Raw genomic sequence first — 13,014 nt, 5'->3', positions numbered from 1 at the left:
CGAGGAGGCCTACAGCGCCCTCAGACACCGCCGCGTTCTGTTTGGCGACGACCGAACAGCCGGTGTCGTCGACGATCGCAATCGCACCGCGTACCGACGTTCCGTCGTAGTCGGCGGCGCGGCAGCCCGCGGCCCGCGTCGGCCGCAGCGTGACGGCGTTGAGCCCGCCGGGCGGCGTGGTGATCAGCAGCGACGCCTGGTCGACAGGATATTCGCGCCCGCTGACCCGCATCGACGGGTTGCCGCCCTGGCTGCGGTCCAGCAGTTCGAACTCGGGGGTCTCGACGTCGAACCCCTTGTCGCGCAAGAACTGTGCGACGTAATCGACTGTCGCGTCGTAACCGGGCGTGCCGTCGGCACGGTTACCGCCGTTGGTGTCGGCGATCTCCTGCAGCTTGTGCAGGTGGGTGTACATGCCGTCCGCGGTGACCTTGTCGGCCACCTCCTGCGGCGACGGTGGCGCTGGCTCCGGCGACGAGCAGGACGTCAGGGCCGCGACGACTCCGACCACGACTACCGCCACACCGGCAGAACGGAGGGGGGTCGCCCACGTTCTCATGAGGCGAGCGGGTGCCGGACGCGGAGGTCACGCGTGGGGATTCCGTTCGGGCCGCCCTGGTCTTGGGCGTAAATGCCGACGGCGTAGGCCACTCCGGCGCCGTGGATGCCGAGGGCGGTGCGGTCGATGTGCTCGAGGTTGTCCGACGCCTTGTGGTAGTTGGGGTCGAACGCCTGATCCGCTTCGCCGCCCCACAATTTGGCTTGTTCGGGTGTCATCTTCTCCTCGGCGCCCGAGAAGGTGCCACCGGAGGGGATGCCTGCGAGGGTGAACCCGTCATAGTCGGAGCGGCCGTCGAAGCTGGTGTCCTCCGCCGGTTTCCCCGCCGCGTCGAGGTAGTCCACCAGCGTGCGTTCCAGACCCGCCGATCCCTCGGGCACCCGGCTGATCGCGCCTTCCTCGTCGGGTGGGATCGACTGGTTGCCGTCGTAGGTGAAGTAGCCCGGGTTGGGGGACCCCACCATGTCGAAGTTCAGGTAGAGCGAGATGTCCTTGAGGGCATCGACATCCAGCGACTCCAGATAGTTGTTCGATCCGAACAACCCGACCTCCTCAGCGCCCCAGAACCCGAACCGTACCGCGTTCTGGACGTCGGGGGAACTGCCCAGCTGCAGCGCGGACTCCAGAACCGCGGCCACGCCGGATCCGTTGTCGTTGATACCCGGCCCCTCGGGGACGCTGTCCAGATGGGCTCCGGCCATCACGACGTTGTGGGTGTCGCCCGTCTTGGTCTGGGCGATGACGTTGCGCGTGCGTTCCTCGCGCACACCCGCGTTGAGCTTCAGCGACACGTCGCCCGGCTCGGCCCGGAGCCGATCACCCTCGGCCTTGGTGATGCTGACGACCGGGATGGTCACGTCGGTCTCTTCGCCGAGGGTGCCGCCCATCTCGTCGTCGTTCTCGTTGTTGGCGACGATCAACGCCACCGCGCCGCGTTCGGCGGCCGCCTTCTCCTTCTCCGAGAACTGGCACTTGCCACGGTCGACGAGAACCACCGCACCCTTGACCGGCAGACCGTCGTAGTCCGAGGCCGTGCAGCCCGGCGAGTCTTCGACGCGGGCGAGCACCAGCGGACCCGACACACCGCCCGGCGGCGTGCCGATGGTGAAGTTCAGCGGTTTGGCCTTGACCCCGTTGCCGCCGACCGTCAGTGCGGGTTCGTCGGCAAACGGCAGCCGCACTTCGAACTCGGGTGTCTCGACATCGAACCCCTTGTCCCGCAACGTATTCGCAACGTAGTCGACGCTGGCGTCGTAACCCGGTGTGCCGAGCGCGCGGTTGCCGTCGTTGTCGTCGGCGATCCGCTGCAGCCGGACCAGATGCTGGTAGATGGCGTCGGCCGACGTGCGCCGCGCGAGACCTCTGGCGAAGTCCACGGCGGCCGGTGACACCCCCGCCTGCGTCGTTGGCGGTTGCACCGTCGGCTGCGGTTCGCTGCCCCTGCCGCAGCCTCCGAGCACGACGACGGCAGCCGAGATCAGGGCGATCGTTTTCCAGGTTCTGGAGGTTGTCGAAACCTTTGATTGGCTCATTGCCCACTACGTTAGCGTCGCCGCGCGGCTAGCCCGTCAGCCGCGCGACGATGAGGTCGGCCACGGCCCGCATACCCGCGGCGTTGGGGTGCAGGGGCGCGGGCTTGCCCGGCCTCAGGAAGTCGGTCAGTCCGAAGCGCGTCGTCCACGGATCGGCCGACCACGCGTGGTGTGCGCGGCTGTGCTCGGCAGCCCGTACCAGCCCGCAACCGGTCGCGGCGGCCGCCTCCGCGGTCAGCCGCTCCAAGGTGTCGGCGATGCGGCGTCCGGTTGCGACCTCGGTGTCGGGCAACGGTGGTGCGGGCACACCGGGCGGCGGCAGCAGCGTGAGGTAGTCGACGAACAGCACCGTCGCGTGCGGTGCGCGGGACCGCACGGTTCGGCCGACCTCGACGAGCGACGCGCCGACCTCGGCCAGCGCGTCGTCGCGCGCCCGCGGGTCGAGCTGAGCGCGCAGCACACCGCCCAGCAGCGGCAGGTGGCGCACGATGCGCGGCAGGCCCGCGGCGAACAACATCGGCACATAGCCGACGTCGTTGCCGCCGATGGTCACGGTCACCAGCTTTTCGGAGCCGTCCAGGGCCGAGATCTGCGGCGGCGTGCCGTGTTGCGGTTCGTGCAGCACGTTGGCGGTGGTGGCCCCGGAGTACGTCGCGTCGACGAGGTCGAAGCCCAGCGTCGCAGCGACGAGATGCGCATAGTTGCGCGCCGAGCGGCCGGCGGCCCACGGCGCGCCGCCGGCGCGAGGACCGATTCCCGGTCCCGCCGCCATCGAACTTCCCAGCGCTACATAACGACTCATCGAGTCGGGCTGGACGCCTGCGCCCAGAACCGCTTCGGGATGCGGCCGGCCTGGCGCGCCAGGTGGCCCGCGGTGACGGCGGCCGCCATCGCCGCGGCCATGGTCGGCGGGTCGGCGGCCCGTGTCACGGCGCTGGCCAGAAGAACGGCGTCACAACCCAATTCCATTGCCAGCGCAGCGTCGCTCGCGGTGCCGATACCGGCGTCGAGCACCACGGGAACCGAGGCGGCCTCGACGATCATCTCGATGTTGTGCGGATTGGCGATGCCCAGACCCGTTCCGATCGGCGAGCCCAACGGCATCACCGCCGCGCACCCGACGTCCTCGAGCCGGCGGGCGAGGACAGGATCGTCGTTGGTGTACGGCAACACGGTGAAACCGTCGTCGACCAATTGCTCGGCTGCCCTGACCAGTTCGACGGCGTCGGGCAGCAGCGTGCGTTCGTCGGCGATGACCTCCAGCTTCACCCAGTCGGTGTTCAGCGCCTCGCGGGCGAGCTGCGCGGTGAGCACCGCCTCGGCCGCGCCGCGGCAGCCCGCGGTGTTCGGCAGCGGCGTGATGCCCAACCGGTTGAGCAGTTCGAGCACGCCCGTACCACCGTCGGCGTCGACGCGACGCATCGCCACGGTCGTCAGCTCGGTGCCCGAGGCGACGAGCGCTTCCTCCAGCACCGCGAGGTTCGCCGCCCCGCCGGTGCCGAGGATGAGCCGGGATCCGAATTCGCGACCGGCGATGGTCAGCTTCGTATCAGCCACCCTGCACCGCCGTCACCACCTCGACGCGGGCGCCGTCGCATAACGCGGTGTCCCACTCCGACTTCGGCAGCACCGACCAGTCCACCGCGACCGCGATGCCCTTCTCCGGAAAGCCGAGACGCTCGAGCAGGGCCGAGACCGTCGTCGCCGCATCCACTTCCACCGCTTCGTCGTTGACGAGAACCTTCACCTGCTTGCTCCAACCGTTACTTCGAGTTCGGCCGCGATCCGTTCGGCCGTCCAGGGCGCGAGGAGAAACCCGTTGCGCCCATGGCCCGCCGCGACCAGTGTGCGCTCGTCGAGGCGTTCGACGAGCGGTAATCCGTCCGGGGTCATCGGTCGCAAGCCCGCGGCGCATTCGGCGAGTTCGTACTCGCCCAGCGCGGGCATCACCGCGCAGGCGTCGTCGAGCAGTTCCCGAACCCCGGTCACCGCGGGTGCGGTGTCGCGGCCGTGCTCGTACTGCGTGGCACCGACGACGACGCCGTCGGCCCGCGGCACGAGGTAGACCTGCCGCCCGTGCACCCGCGCCCGAATGACCCGTTGCGGCACCGGCATGCAGCCGCGACGCCAGCGCAACCGCAGCACCTCACCCTTGACCGGCCGGATCGGCAAATCCGGCCACAGCTTCGGCGCGTCGATACCGTTGGCGATCACGACGGCGTCCGCCTGCACCGCGGCGAGGTCGGCAACCGGCGGCGCCCACTGCACCCCGAGCCGCTCGCACAGTGCGGCCAGCGCCTGCACCACCAGCCGATTGTCAACGGCCAGTTCGGTTTCGGCGTGGAAGCCATGCCGAATGCCCTGGGCGAGCAGCGGTTCGATATCGCGCGCGGACGTCGTCGCTGTCACCGGATGCCCTTGGGCGGCAAGCCACTCCCCGACCGTCTTGAGGTCCGCGGCATCGGCACGGTCGACGGCGACCACCAACGACTCGCGCGCGGTGACAACGTCGTCGGGCAGCCCGTCGAGGAATCCGCCGTGCCACAGGTGCAGTGACTCCAGCCCGAGCTGCAGGAGCTTCTCCTCGCCGGGCCAGCCCTCACTATGGGGGGCGAGCATGCCGCCGGCGACCCACGACGCGCCGCGATCGTCGGTGCGGTGCACCCGGACGTCCCAGCCGGCGGACAGCGCACGCCGCGCGACGGCCAACCCGATGACGCCGCCGCCGATCACGGCCAGGCTTGCTTTGGTCAACTTCCCTCCCTTCGCCGGCATGACCCGGATCAGGTGCGACGGTAAGGGCAGGTGCGCATGCCCACTCTCAGTCCCCGCTCCCGGGACTCCCGCGTTCGTCAACCCACCCTACCCGCCGGGCATCCTGCGAACGACGAGTCGCTAGCGTCGCGGTGTGCACGAACCTCGGGAACGGCTGGCCGGCGCGTCGCTGTACCTGTGCACCGACGCCCGCCGCGAGCGGGGCGACCTCGCGGAGTTCGCCGACGCGGCGCTGGCCGGCGGTGTCGACCTCATCCAGTTGCGGGACAAGGGCTCGCCCGGCGAACAGCGGTTCGGCCCTTTGGAGGCGCGTCAGGAACTCGAGGCGCTCGAGGCGCTCGCCGATGCGGCCCGGCGACACCGGGCGCTGCTGGCCGTCAACGACCGCGCCGACATCGCACTGGCCGCCGGCGCCGACGTGCTCCACCTCGGGCAGGACGACCTTCCGCTGGGGGTGGCGCGCGGCATCGTCGGTGATCGGCCGGTGATCGGCCGGTCCACCCACGACGCCGATCAGGTCGCCGCGGCGGTCGACGAGGCCGTCGACTACTTCTGCGTCGGCCCCTGTTGGCCCACGCCCACCAAACCGGGCCGCCCGGCACCGGGCCTCGACCTGGTCCGCCACGCCGCCCAGCTCGGCACGGACAAGCCGTGGTTCGCGATCGGCGGGATCGACGCCGACCGGCTACCTCAGGTCGTGGCGGCCGGCGCGCGCCGCATCGTCGTGGTCCGCGCGATCACCGCCGCCGAGGATCCGCAGGCGGCGGCAGCAGCGCTGAAGGCGGCGCTCAGAGCTGCCGGTTGACCAGCAGGGGAATCGAGGCGATCTCGTCGCGCAGCTGCTCCCAGCTGGCGGCGAACCCGGGATGCAGCGGCAGCGCCGCGACCTCGTCGACGGCCACCCAGCGCAGCTCGGCGCTCTCGCGATTCGGGACGGTGTTCAGCATCGCGGGGGCATCGGCGATGACCGTGCTGTAGGTCCAGCTGACTCCGTCGCCCGCGACGAGCTTGGTCTGGACCACTTTGCGCACCGTCAGCTGCTCGGCGGGCAGCCCCGCCTCCTCGTGGGCCTCGCGGATTGCGGCCTGCTCGGCCGACTCGTGGCTGTCGCGGGCGCCGCCGGGCAGCCCCCAGGTGTCGCCCTGGTGGCTCCACGCCGCGCGGTGCTGGAGCAGCACGACCGCGGTCCCGTTGTGGCCGGGGGCCCGCAGCAGCAGTCCGGCCGCGCCGTATCTGCCCCAGTAGGCCTGGCCTTGGGAAACCACCCATCCGTCACCGTCGCCACGCACGCCTCAACAATAGGGCCGCCCGGCCTGCCGGAAACTCTTAGACTTCTTTCATACAGTGGGAGCGGTCGTAACGACGAGCCGGAAAGCGATGCTGATGAGGTCCGCGCGCACGTGACTGTGGAGTTGGCGCACCCGTCGACGGAGCCGCTCGCGTCGCGGGCCCCGTCGACACCGGCACACCAGCGCTGGTGGTTTCTGTGGACGACGCCCGGGCGGATCCTGACCATCGGAATCGTGTTGTCGGCGCTCGTCATCGCGAGCGCCTTCGCCACGTCGACCACGATCAACGACCGACAGCAAGCGCTCATGACGGTGCTCAACCACACCGAGCCGCTGTCGTTCGCGGCCGGGCAGCTCTACACGACGTTGTCCGTGGCGGACGCCGCCGCGGCCACGGCGTTCATCGCGGGCGCGGAACCGCGCGACGTCCGGCAGCGCTACGAGCAGGCGATCACGGACGCCTCGGTTGCCGTGACGCGGGCGTCGAGCGGACTCACCGACGAGGATCTGGTGCAGCTGCTCGGGCGGATCAACGCCGAGTTGTCGATGTACACGGGACTGGTCGAGACCGCCCGCACCAACAACCGCTCGGGCAACCCGGTCGGGTCTTCCTACCTGTCTGAGGCGTCGGCGCTGATGCAGACGCAGATCCTGCCGGGGGCGCAACGGCTCTACGAGGAGACTTCGGCGCGGGTGGACGCCGAGACCAGCGCGTCGACCCGGATTCCCGGACCGGTCATCCTGGTGGTGCTGGCGACGCTGCTGTTCGGGGTGTTCGCCAACCGGTGGCTGGCCCGGCGCACGCGCAGGCGGATCAACGTCGGGTTCGTCGCGGGCGGCCTGGCGGTGCTGACCATGTTGATCTGGGTGGGCACCGCGTTGGTCATCTCGACGTCGGACAGCCGCAGCGCCAAGGACACCGCGGCCGAATCGCTGAAGACCGTGACCAACCTGGCCATCACCGCGCAGCAGGCCCGCGCCGACGAGACGCTGTCGCTGATCCGCCGCGGCGACGAGACCGTGCGCAAGCAGTCGTATTACCAGCGCATCGACATGATGCAACAACAGCTTTCGGACTACCTGGCCCGCGATGACGCCATCGACAAGACCGACCTCGGCGAGGCCGAACAATTGTTGAAGCGCTGGCGCGCCGCCGACGACCGGATCAACGCCTACATCAGCGTGGGCAATTACCAGGCCGCCACGCAGGTCGCGCTGGGGACCGGGGAGGACGACTCGACACCGGCGTTCAACAAGCTCGACGAGGCGCTGAGCCAGGGCATCGAAGAGAGCCGCGGTCAGCTGCGCAACGACATCGTCAATGCCCACCGGGTGCTGTCGGGCGCGACCGTCGGCGCCGCTGTGCTCAGCGTCGTCGCCGCGATCGCGGTGGCGCTGGGGTTGTGGCCGAGGTTAAGTGAGTACCGGTGATGAGCGCTTGCGCGAAGAACAGAGAGCCTCTGATGAGCGCTTGCGCGAAGAACAGACGGCAGATGAGGAAGCTTCTCGTCACCCTCGCGCTCACCACGCTCGTGCTCACCGGGTGCGGGCAGGCGGCGTCGGTGACCTCGACGCCCAACGTCACTCTTCCCCCACCCACCCCTGCCGGTATGGAGGAGCTGCCGCCGCAACCGGTGCGGCCGCCCGACGATGACACCGAGGATTGCAACCGCACGGCGAGCCTGCGGCCGTTCGGCAATCGGGCCCAGGCGGAGGAGGCCGTCGCGAACATCCGCGCGCGCGGGCGGCTGATCGTCGGCCTGGACATCGGCAGCAACCTGTTCTCGTTCCGGGACCCGATCACCGGACAGATCACCGGATTCGACGTCGACATCGCCGGTGAGATCGCCCGCGACATCTTCGGAACGCCGTCGCAGGTGGAGTACCGCATCCTGTCGTCGGCCGACCGCATCGCGGCACTGCAGAACAACCAGGTCGATGTCGTCGTCAAGACGATGACGATCACCTGTGAACGCAAGAAGATGATCGGGTTCTCGACCGCGTATCTGACCGCCGACCAACGCATCCTCGCGCCGCGCGACTCGACCATCCGGCAGGCGTCGGATCTGTCCGGCCGCCGCGTGTGCGTCGCGAAGGGTACGACGTCACTGGAGCGGATCCGCCAGATCACACCGCCACCGATCATCGTGGGCGTGGTGGCGTGGTCGGACTGCCTGGTGGCGTTGCAGCAGCGTCAGGTCGACGCAGTCAGTACCGACGACTCGATCCTGGCCGGCCTGGTGTCGCAGGATCCGTACCTGCACATCGTCGGCCCGAGCCTGAACGAGGAGCCCTACGGCATCGGGGTCAACCGGCAGAACACCGGCCTGGTGCGGTTCGTCAACGGCACGCTCGAGCGGATCCGCCGCGACGGCACGTGGAACACGTTGTACCGCAAGTGGCTCACCGTGCTCGGCCCGGCGCCCGCTCCTCCGGTCGCGAGGTACTCCGACTGATGTCTGAGACCACGCTGGACGATTTCGACGACGAGGGCCCCGGCACTCAGCCGGCGAGCTTCGACGACATGGGCATGGACTCGGGCTCGACCGTCCGCCCGATGGCCACCGAGGCGGTGTTCCGTCCACACTTCGATGACGATGACGACGGTTCGGTGGGCACCGGGGACACCGAACCCCAGGAGCACGCCGCCACCACCACGACGACGAGGGCGCTGTCGCGGACCCGACGCTTGGGCGGCGGCCTGGTCGAGATCCCGCGGGTGCGGGCCAAGGATCCGCTCGAAGCTCTGATGACGAATCCCGTTGTCGCGGAGAAGAAGCGGTTCTGCTGGAACTGCGGACGTCCGGTCGGCCGGTCGAGCGGCGACAAGCGGGCCCAGTCCGAAGGCTGGTGTCCTCACTGCGGTAGCCCGTATTCGTTCCTGCCCCAACTGAATCCGGGCGACATGGTCGCCGACCAGTACGAGATCAAGGGCTGCATCGCGCACGGCGGCCTCGGCTGGGTTTATCTGGCCTTCGACCACAACGTCAACGAACGACCGGTTGTGCTCAAGGGTCTGGTGCACTCCGGCGACGCCGAGGCGCAGAAGATCGCAATGGCCGAGCGGCAGTTCCTCGCCGAGGTCACCCATCCCGGGATCGTGAAGATCTACAACTTCGTCGAGCACGCCGACCAACACGGCAATCCGGTCGGCTACATCGTGATGGAGTACGTGGGGGGCACCTCGCTCAAACAGGCCAAGGGCGAGAAGCTTCCGGTGGCCCAGGCCATCGGGTACATGCTCGAAATCCTGCCCGCCCTGGGCTATCTGCACTCGATCGGGTTGACCTACAACGACCTCAAGCCCGAGAACATCATGATCACCGAGGAGCAGCTCAAGCTCATCGACCTCGGCGCGGTGTCGACCATCAACTCCTTCGGGTACCTCTACGGCACTCCCGGATATCAGGCGCCCGAGATCGTGCGCACCGGGCCGACGGTGGCCACCGACATCTACACCGTCGGCCGCACGCTTGCGGCGTTGACGCTCAAACTGCGCACACGCAAGGGTCGGTACGTCGACGGATTGCCCGAAGACGATCCGGTGCTGGCCGAGTATGACTCGTTCGCCCGGGCGTTGCGTCGGGCGATCGATCCGGATCCGCGGCGGCGGTTCGGCAGCGCCGACGAGATGTCAGGACAGCTGCTCGGCGTGTTGCGCGAGGTGGTGGCCAAGGACACCGGTTCGCCCAAACCCGGTCTGTCGACCGTCTTCTCACCGACCCGGTCCACATTCGGCATCGATCTGCTGGTCGCACACACCGACGTCTATCTGGACGGGCAGGTGCACTCCGAGCGCCTGACCGCGCAGGAGATCGTCAGGGCGCTGCCCGTCCCGCTGGTGGACCCGACCGACGTCGGCGCGACGGTGTTGTCTGCCAGCGTGGTGAGCCAGCCCGTGCAGACGCTCGACCAGTTGCGCGCGGCCAGGCACGGCGCGTTGGACTCCGAGGGCATCGACCTGTCGGACTCGGTCGAACTTCCGCTGATGGAGGTGCGCGCGCTGCTGGACCTCGGCGACGTCGCCAAGGCCACCCGCAAACTGGACGACCTCGCCGAGCGGGTGGGCTGGCCGTGGCGGCTGGTCTGGTTCAAGGCCGTCGCCGAGCTGTTGACTGCCGACTATGACTCCGCGACAAAGCATTTCACCGAGGTGCTGGATACCCTGCCGGGCGAACTGGCACCGAAGCTGGCCCTGGCGGCCACCGCCGAGCTGGCCGGCACCCAGGATGCGGGCAAGTTCTACAACACCGTGTGGTCCACCGACAACGGTGTGATCTCGGCGGGGTTCGGGCTGGCGCGCGCACAGTCGGCCGCCGGTGAACGAAACGAAGCGGTGAAGACGCTCGACAAGGTGCCTGCGATGTCGCGTCATTTCAGCACGGCGAGGTTGACCAGCGCCGTCACGCTGCTGTCCGGCCGCTCGTCGAGCGAGATCACCGAACAGCAGATCCGGGACGCCGCGCGGCGCGTCGAGGCGCTGCCGGATACCGAGCCGCGGGTGTTGCAGATCCGCGCGCTGGTGCTGGGAACCGCGATGGACTGGCTGGCCGACAACACCGCGAGCACCAACCACATCCTCGGCTTCCCATTCACCGAGCACGGGTTGCAGCTGGGCGTGGAGGCCTCGCTGCGCGCCCTAGCGCGGGTGGCGCCGACGCAGGCCCACCGTTACGCGCTCGTCGACCTCGCCAACAGCGTCCGCCCGACGAGCACGTTCTGACGTTCAGGCGACGCTCGCGCTCGCGATCTCGTCGCTCAGCGGGGCGATGGCGGCGAGGATCTCGCCCACCGTGCCCGAGGGCACCCCGGCCGCGGCGAGGCTGTCCGCCAGGTGGCCGGCGACGAGGTTGAAGTGATGCATGGTGATCCCGCGGCCCTGATGAACCTGGCGCATCGGGGCGCCGGTGTAGGCGTCGGGCCCTCCCAGAGCGGCGGCGAAGAACTCGACCTGCCGACCCTTGAGCCGCGACATGTTCGTGCCCGTGAAGAATCCGGCCAGCTCGTCGTCGGCCAGCACGCGGCCGTAGAAGTCCTCGACAACCACTTCGAGTGCTTCACGACCGCCGATCTGTTCGTAGATGCTCGGCATGGGTGTCCCTTCGTCACACGGATAGGCACACTCAAGACGACGGGCATTGCATCCTGATTTCGGCCGGTTGCCGGCCGGGCAAATTCCTCCTCACGGCCGCCACGCGGCGGGCGTATGGACCTACGGAATCAGTCGCGGTGTCAGCAAACTACCTACCTCGGCGGGGGCTTTTTTCAGGATCTGCCCATGTCGTAAGACCCAATGGTCAAGGCACGGATTTCGTAGTAATCTGCATCACAGGTTGAGGTCACAGCCAACTGCAGAGGTCATCGGGGAAGCATTCCCGAGTGCGGCTGAGGTTTGGTTAGGCGCCGCTGACGGCATCCGCGGTTTCAATTGCATCTCGACAACAGGAGCGCACCGTGTCCGCTGTAGGAACCTGTCGGGTCTTCCGACCCGACCCCCGGTCCTTCGATCAGTGCGAACACCACCACCGCGCCAGCTTCACCGCGTCCCACCGGCATGGTTCGACGGTCCTCGTGACCGTCGACGGCGAGATCGATGCCACCAACAGCCGGGCCTTGGCGACCTACGTGGAAGGTCAGGTCGCGGGCACGCGGCGGCTGGTGATCGATCTGCGGCTCGTCGATTTCTTCGGCACCGCGGGCTTCGCCGCGCTGCACTACATCAACGTCATCTGTGGCCGCAACGGCATCGACTGGCAGGTGCGCTGCGGCAGGCAGGTGCGTCGTCTACTGGCGATCTGCGATTCGGCCGAGGAGTTGCCGCTCGAGAATCCGCGCTCAGTGCTCGACGAGGTGCGTGCAGGCGCGGGCGATCGCGAGCTCCTCATCAGTGGGAACAACTAGCACCGTCGTCCGCGAGCTCTCGGTCGATATCCGCCGGGCCGTCTTCTCGGGGCTGGCGTTGCGGGCCTCGTCGAGCTCTATCCCCAGCGGCGCCATCCCGCTCAGTGCGTCGCGCCGCACCGCGGCGTCGTTCTCCCCCACCCCGGCGGTGAAGGTGATGACGTCGGTGGTGCCGAGCAGCGCCAGGTAGGCGCCGATGTACTTGCGCAGCCGGTGGATGTAGACGTCGTAGGCCAGTTGCGCAGAAGCGTCCCCGTCGTCGATGCACTGGTGGAGCACCCGGAAGTCGACCTCGCCGCCGAGCCCACGCACCCCGGAGCGGCGGTTGAGCATCTCCTCGATGTCCTCGACGCTCATGTCGACCGTGCGCCAGAGGTAGAACAGCACCCCGGGATCGATGTCGCCGGAACGGGTTCCCATCACCAGGCCCTCCATCGGCGTCAGGCCCATGGAGGTGTCTACCGGGCGGCCACCGACGATGGCCGAGGCGGACGCACCGTTGCCCAGGTGCAGCACGATTTGGCGCAGCGACTCGAGGGGCGCCCCGACGAACTCGGCGGCCTGTTGGCTGACGTACTCGTGCGAGGTGCCGTGGAAGCCGTAGCGGCGGATATGCCACTGCTCGGCGACGTCCCGGTCGATCGCGTAGGTCGATGCGGCGGCGGGCAGGTCGTGAAAGAACGCGGTGTCGAAGACCGCGACGTGGGGCAGGTCGGGCAGCGCCTTGCGGGCCTCCTCAATTCCGAGCAGCGCTGGCGGATTGTGCAGCGGCGCAAGGGGTGAGAGCTCGTCGATCCGGGCGACCAGGGCGTCGTCGACGAGAGTCGGCTCGTAGATGTCCGGGCCGCCGTGCACGACGCGGTGCCCGACGGCGATGAGGTCGAGTTCGTCGAGGCGTTTGCCCGCCGCGGCCATCTGGTCGAACGCCGACTGCAGGGCCTCCGCGTGATCGCGTATT

Annotated in this window: 14 protein-coding genes; 5 read left to right on the top strand and 9 right to left on the bottom strand. The window is 68.8% G+C overall.

Annotation, left to right across the window (positions count from 1 at the left end; genetic code table 11):
- From A5698_RS01520 to thiO, 6 genes are all read right to left on the bottom strand, one after another.
- Positions 1-523, bottom strand: a 523-nt coding sequence (locus A5698_RS01520; RefSeq protein ID WP_502688856.1) for a PA domain-containing protein, incomplete at its 3' end; no start/stop codon positions are given.
- Between the two features lie 32 nt (positions 524-555).
- Positions 556-2,091 carry a M28 family metallopeptidase gene (locus tag A5698_RS01515; RefSeq protein WP_068292382.1) on the bottom strand — a complete coding sequence of 512 codons (1,536 nt, stop codon included), beginning with the start codon at positions 2,089-2,091 and terminating at the stop codon, positions 556-558.
- A gap of 28 nt (positions 2,092-2,119) precedes the next feature.
- Positions 2,120-2,893 (bottom strand): SGNH/GDSL hydrolase family protein, encoded by a 774-nt coding sequence (locus A5698_RS01510; RefSeq protein ID WP_068292378.1) that lies wholly within the window; start codon positions 2,891-2,893, stop codon positions 2,120-2,122.
- Positions 2,890-3,648 carry a thiazole synthase gene (locus A5698_RS01505; protein ID WP_068292375.1) on the bottom strand — a complete coding sequence of 253 codons (759 nt, stop codon included), beginning with the start codon at positions 3,646-3,648 and terminating at the stop codon, positions 2,890-2,892. Before A5698_RS01505 ends, A5698_RS01510 begins: the two co-directional genes overlap by 4 nt.
- The gene (gene thiS / locus A5698_RS01500; protein WP_068292373.1) at positions 3,641-3,838 is read right to left on the bottom strand and encodes a sulfur carrier protein ThiS; all 198 of its coding nucleotides are present in this window, start codon (positions 3,836-3,838) and stop codon (positions 3,641-3,643) included. Before thiS ends, A5698_RS01505 begins: the two co-directional genes overlap by 8 nt.
- Positions 3,835-4,866, bottom strand: a complete 1,032-nt coding sequence (gene thiO / locus A5698_RS01495; protein ID WP_197506591.1) for a glycine oxidase ThiO — start codon at positions 4,864-4,866, stop codon at positions 3,835-3,837. Before thiO ends, thiS begins: the two co-directional genes overlap by 4 nt.
- 133 nt (positions 4,867-4,999) lie before the next feature.
- Between thiO and thiE the strand changes: the two genes are divergently transcribed.
- Positions 5,000-5,671 carry a thiamine phosphate synthase gene (thiE, locus tag A5698_RS01490; RefSeq protein ID WP_068292371.1) on the top strand — a complete coding sequence of 224 codons (672 nt, stop codon included), beginning with the start codon at positions 5,000-5,002 and terminating at the stop codon, positions 5,669-5,671.
- Here the strand turns inward: thiE and A5698_RS01485 are convergent.
- Positions 5,655-6,155 carry an NUDIX hydrolase gene (locus A5698_RS01485; protein ID WP_068292369.1) on the bottom strand — a complete coding sequence of 167 codons (501 nt, stop codon included), beginning with the start codon at positions 6,153-6,155 and terminating at the stop codon, positions 5,655-5,657. The genes thiE and A5698_RS01485 overlap by 17 nt on opposite strands.
- Before the next feature lie 111 nt (positions 6,156-6,266).
- On the opposite strand from A5698_RS01485, the gene glnX reads away from it, so the two are divergent.
- The 3 genes from glnX (at position 6,267) to A5698_RS01470 (ending at position 10,878) form a co-directional block, all read left to right on the top strand.
- Positions 6,267-7,586: a protein kinase G-activating protein GlnX gene (gene glnX / locus A5698_RS01480; protein ID WP_068292365.1), complete on the top strand. Its 1,320-nt coding sequence runs from the start codon at positions 6,267-6,269 to the stop codon at positions 7,584-7,586.
- Positions 7,587-7,648: 62 nt separating this feature from the next.
- On the top strand, positions 7,649-8,611 hold the full coding sequence (locus tag A5698_RS01475) for a glutamate ABC transporter substrate-binding protein (RefSeq protein ID WP_068292363.1): 963 nt from the start codon (positions 7,649-7,651) through the stop codon (positions 8,609-8,611).
- Entirely contained in the window at positions 8,611-10,878 is a 2,268-nt protein-coding gene (locus A5698_RS01470; protein ID WP_068292360.1) for a serine/threonine-protein kinase PknG, read from the top strand. Before A5698_RS01475 ends, A5698_RS01470 begins: the two co-directional genes overlap by 1 nt.
- Before the next feature lie 3 nt (positions 10,879-10,881).
- Here the strand turns inward: A5698_RS01470 and A5698_RS01465 are convergent, their stop codons facing one another.
- Positions 10,882-11,247 carry a group I truncated hemoglobin gene (locus A5698_RS01465; RefSeq protein WP_068292358.1) on the bottom strand — a complete coding sequence of 122 codons (366 nt, stop codon included), beginning with the start codon at positions 11,245-11,247 and terminating at the stop codon, positions 10,882-10,884.
- Positions 11,248-11,609: 362 nt separating this feature from the next.
- Between A5698_RS01465 and A5698_RS01460 the strand changes: the two genes are divergently transcribed.
- Positions 11,610-12,056, top strand: a complete 447-nt coding sequence (locus A5698_RS01460; protein WP_067091784.1) for an STAS domain-containing protein — start codon at positions 11,610-11,612, stop codon at positions 12,054-12,056.
- Here the strand turns inward: A5698_RS01460 and A5698_RS01455 are convergent.
- Positions 11,991-13,014, bottom strand: a 1,024-nt coding sequence (locus tag A5698_RS01455) for an acetate kinase (RefSeq protein WP_068292350.1), incomplete at its 5' end; no start/stop codon positions are given. The two genes, A5698_RS01460 and A5698_RS01455, sit on opposite strands and share 66 nt — an antisense overlap.

It is taken from the genome of Mycobacterium sp. E136 (assembly GCF_001666865.1).
Lineage (GTDB): Bacteria > Actinomycetota > Actinomycetes > Mycobacteriales > Mycobacteriaceae > Mycobacterium.
Note: the sequence above shows the minus strand (reverse complement) of the source record. Positions and strands in the feature narration are given on the sequence as shown.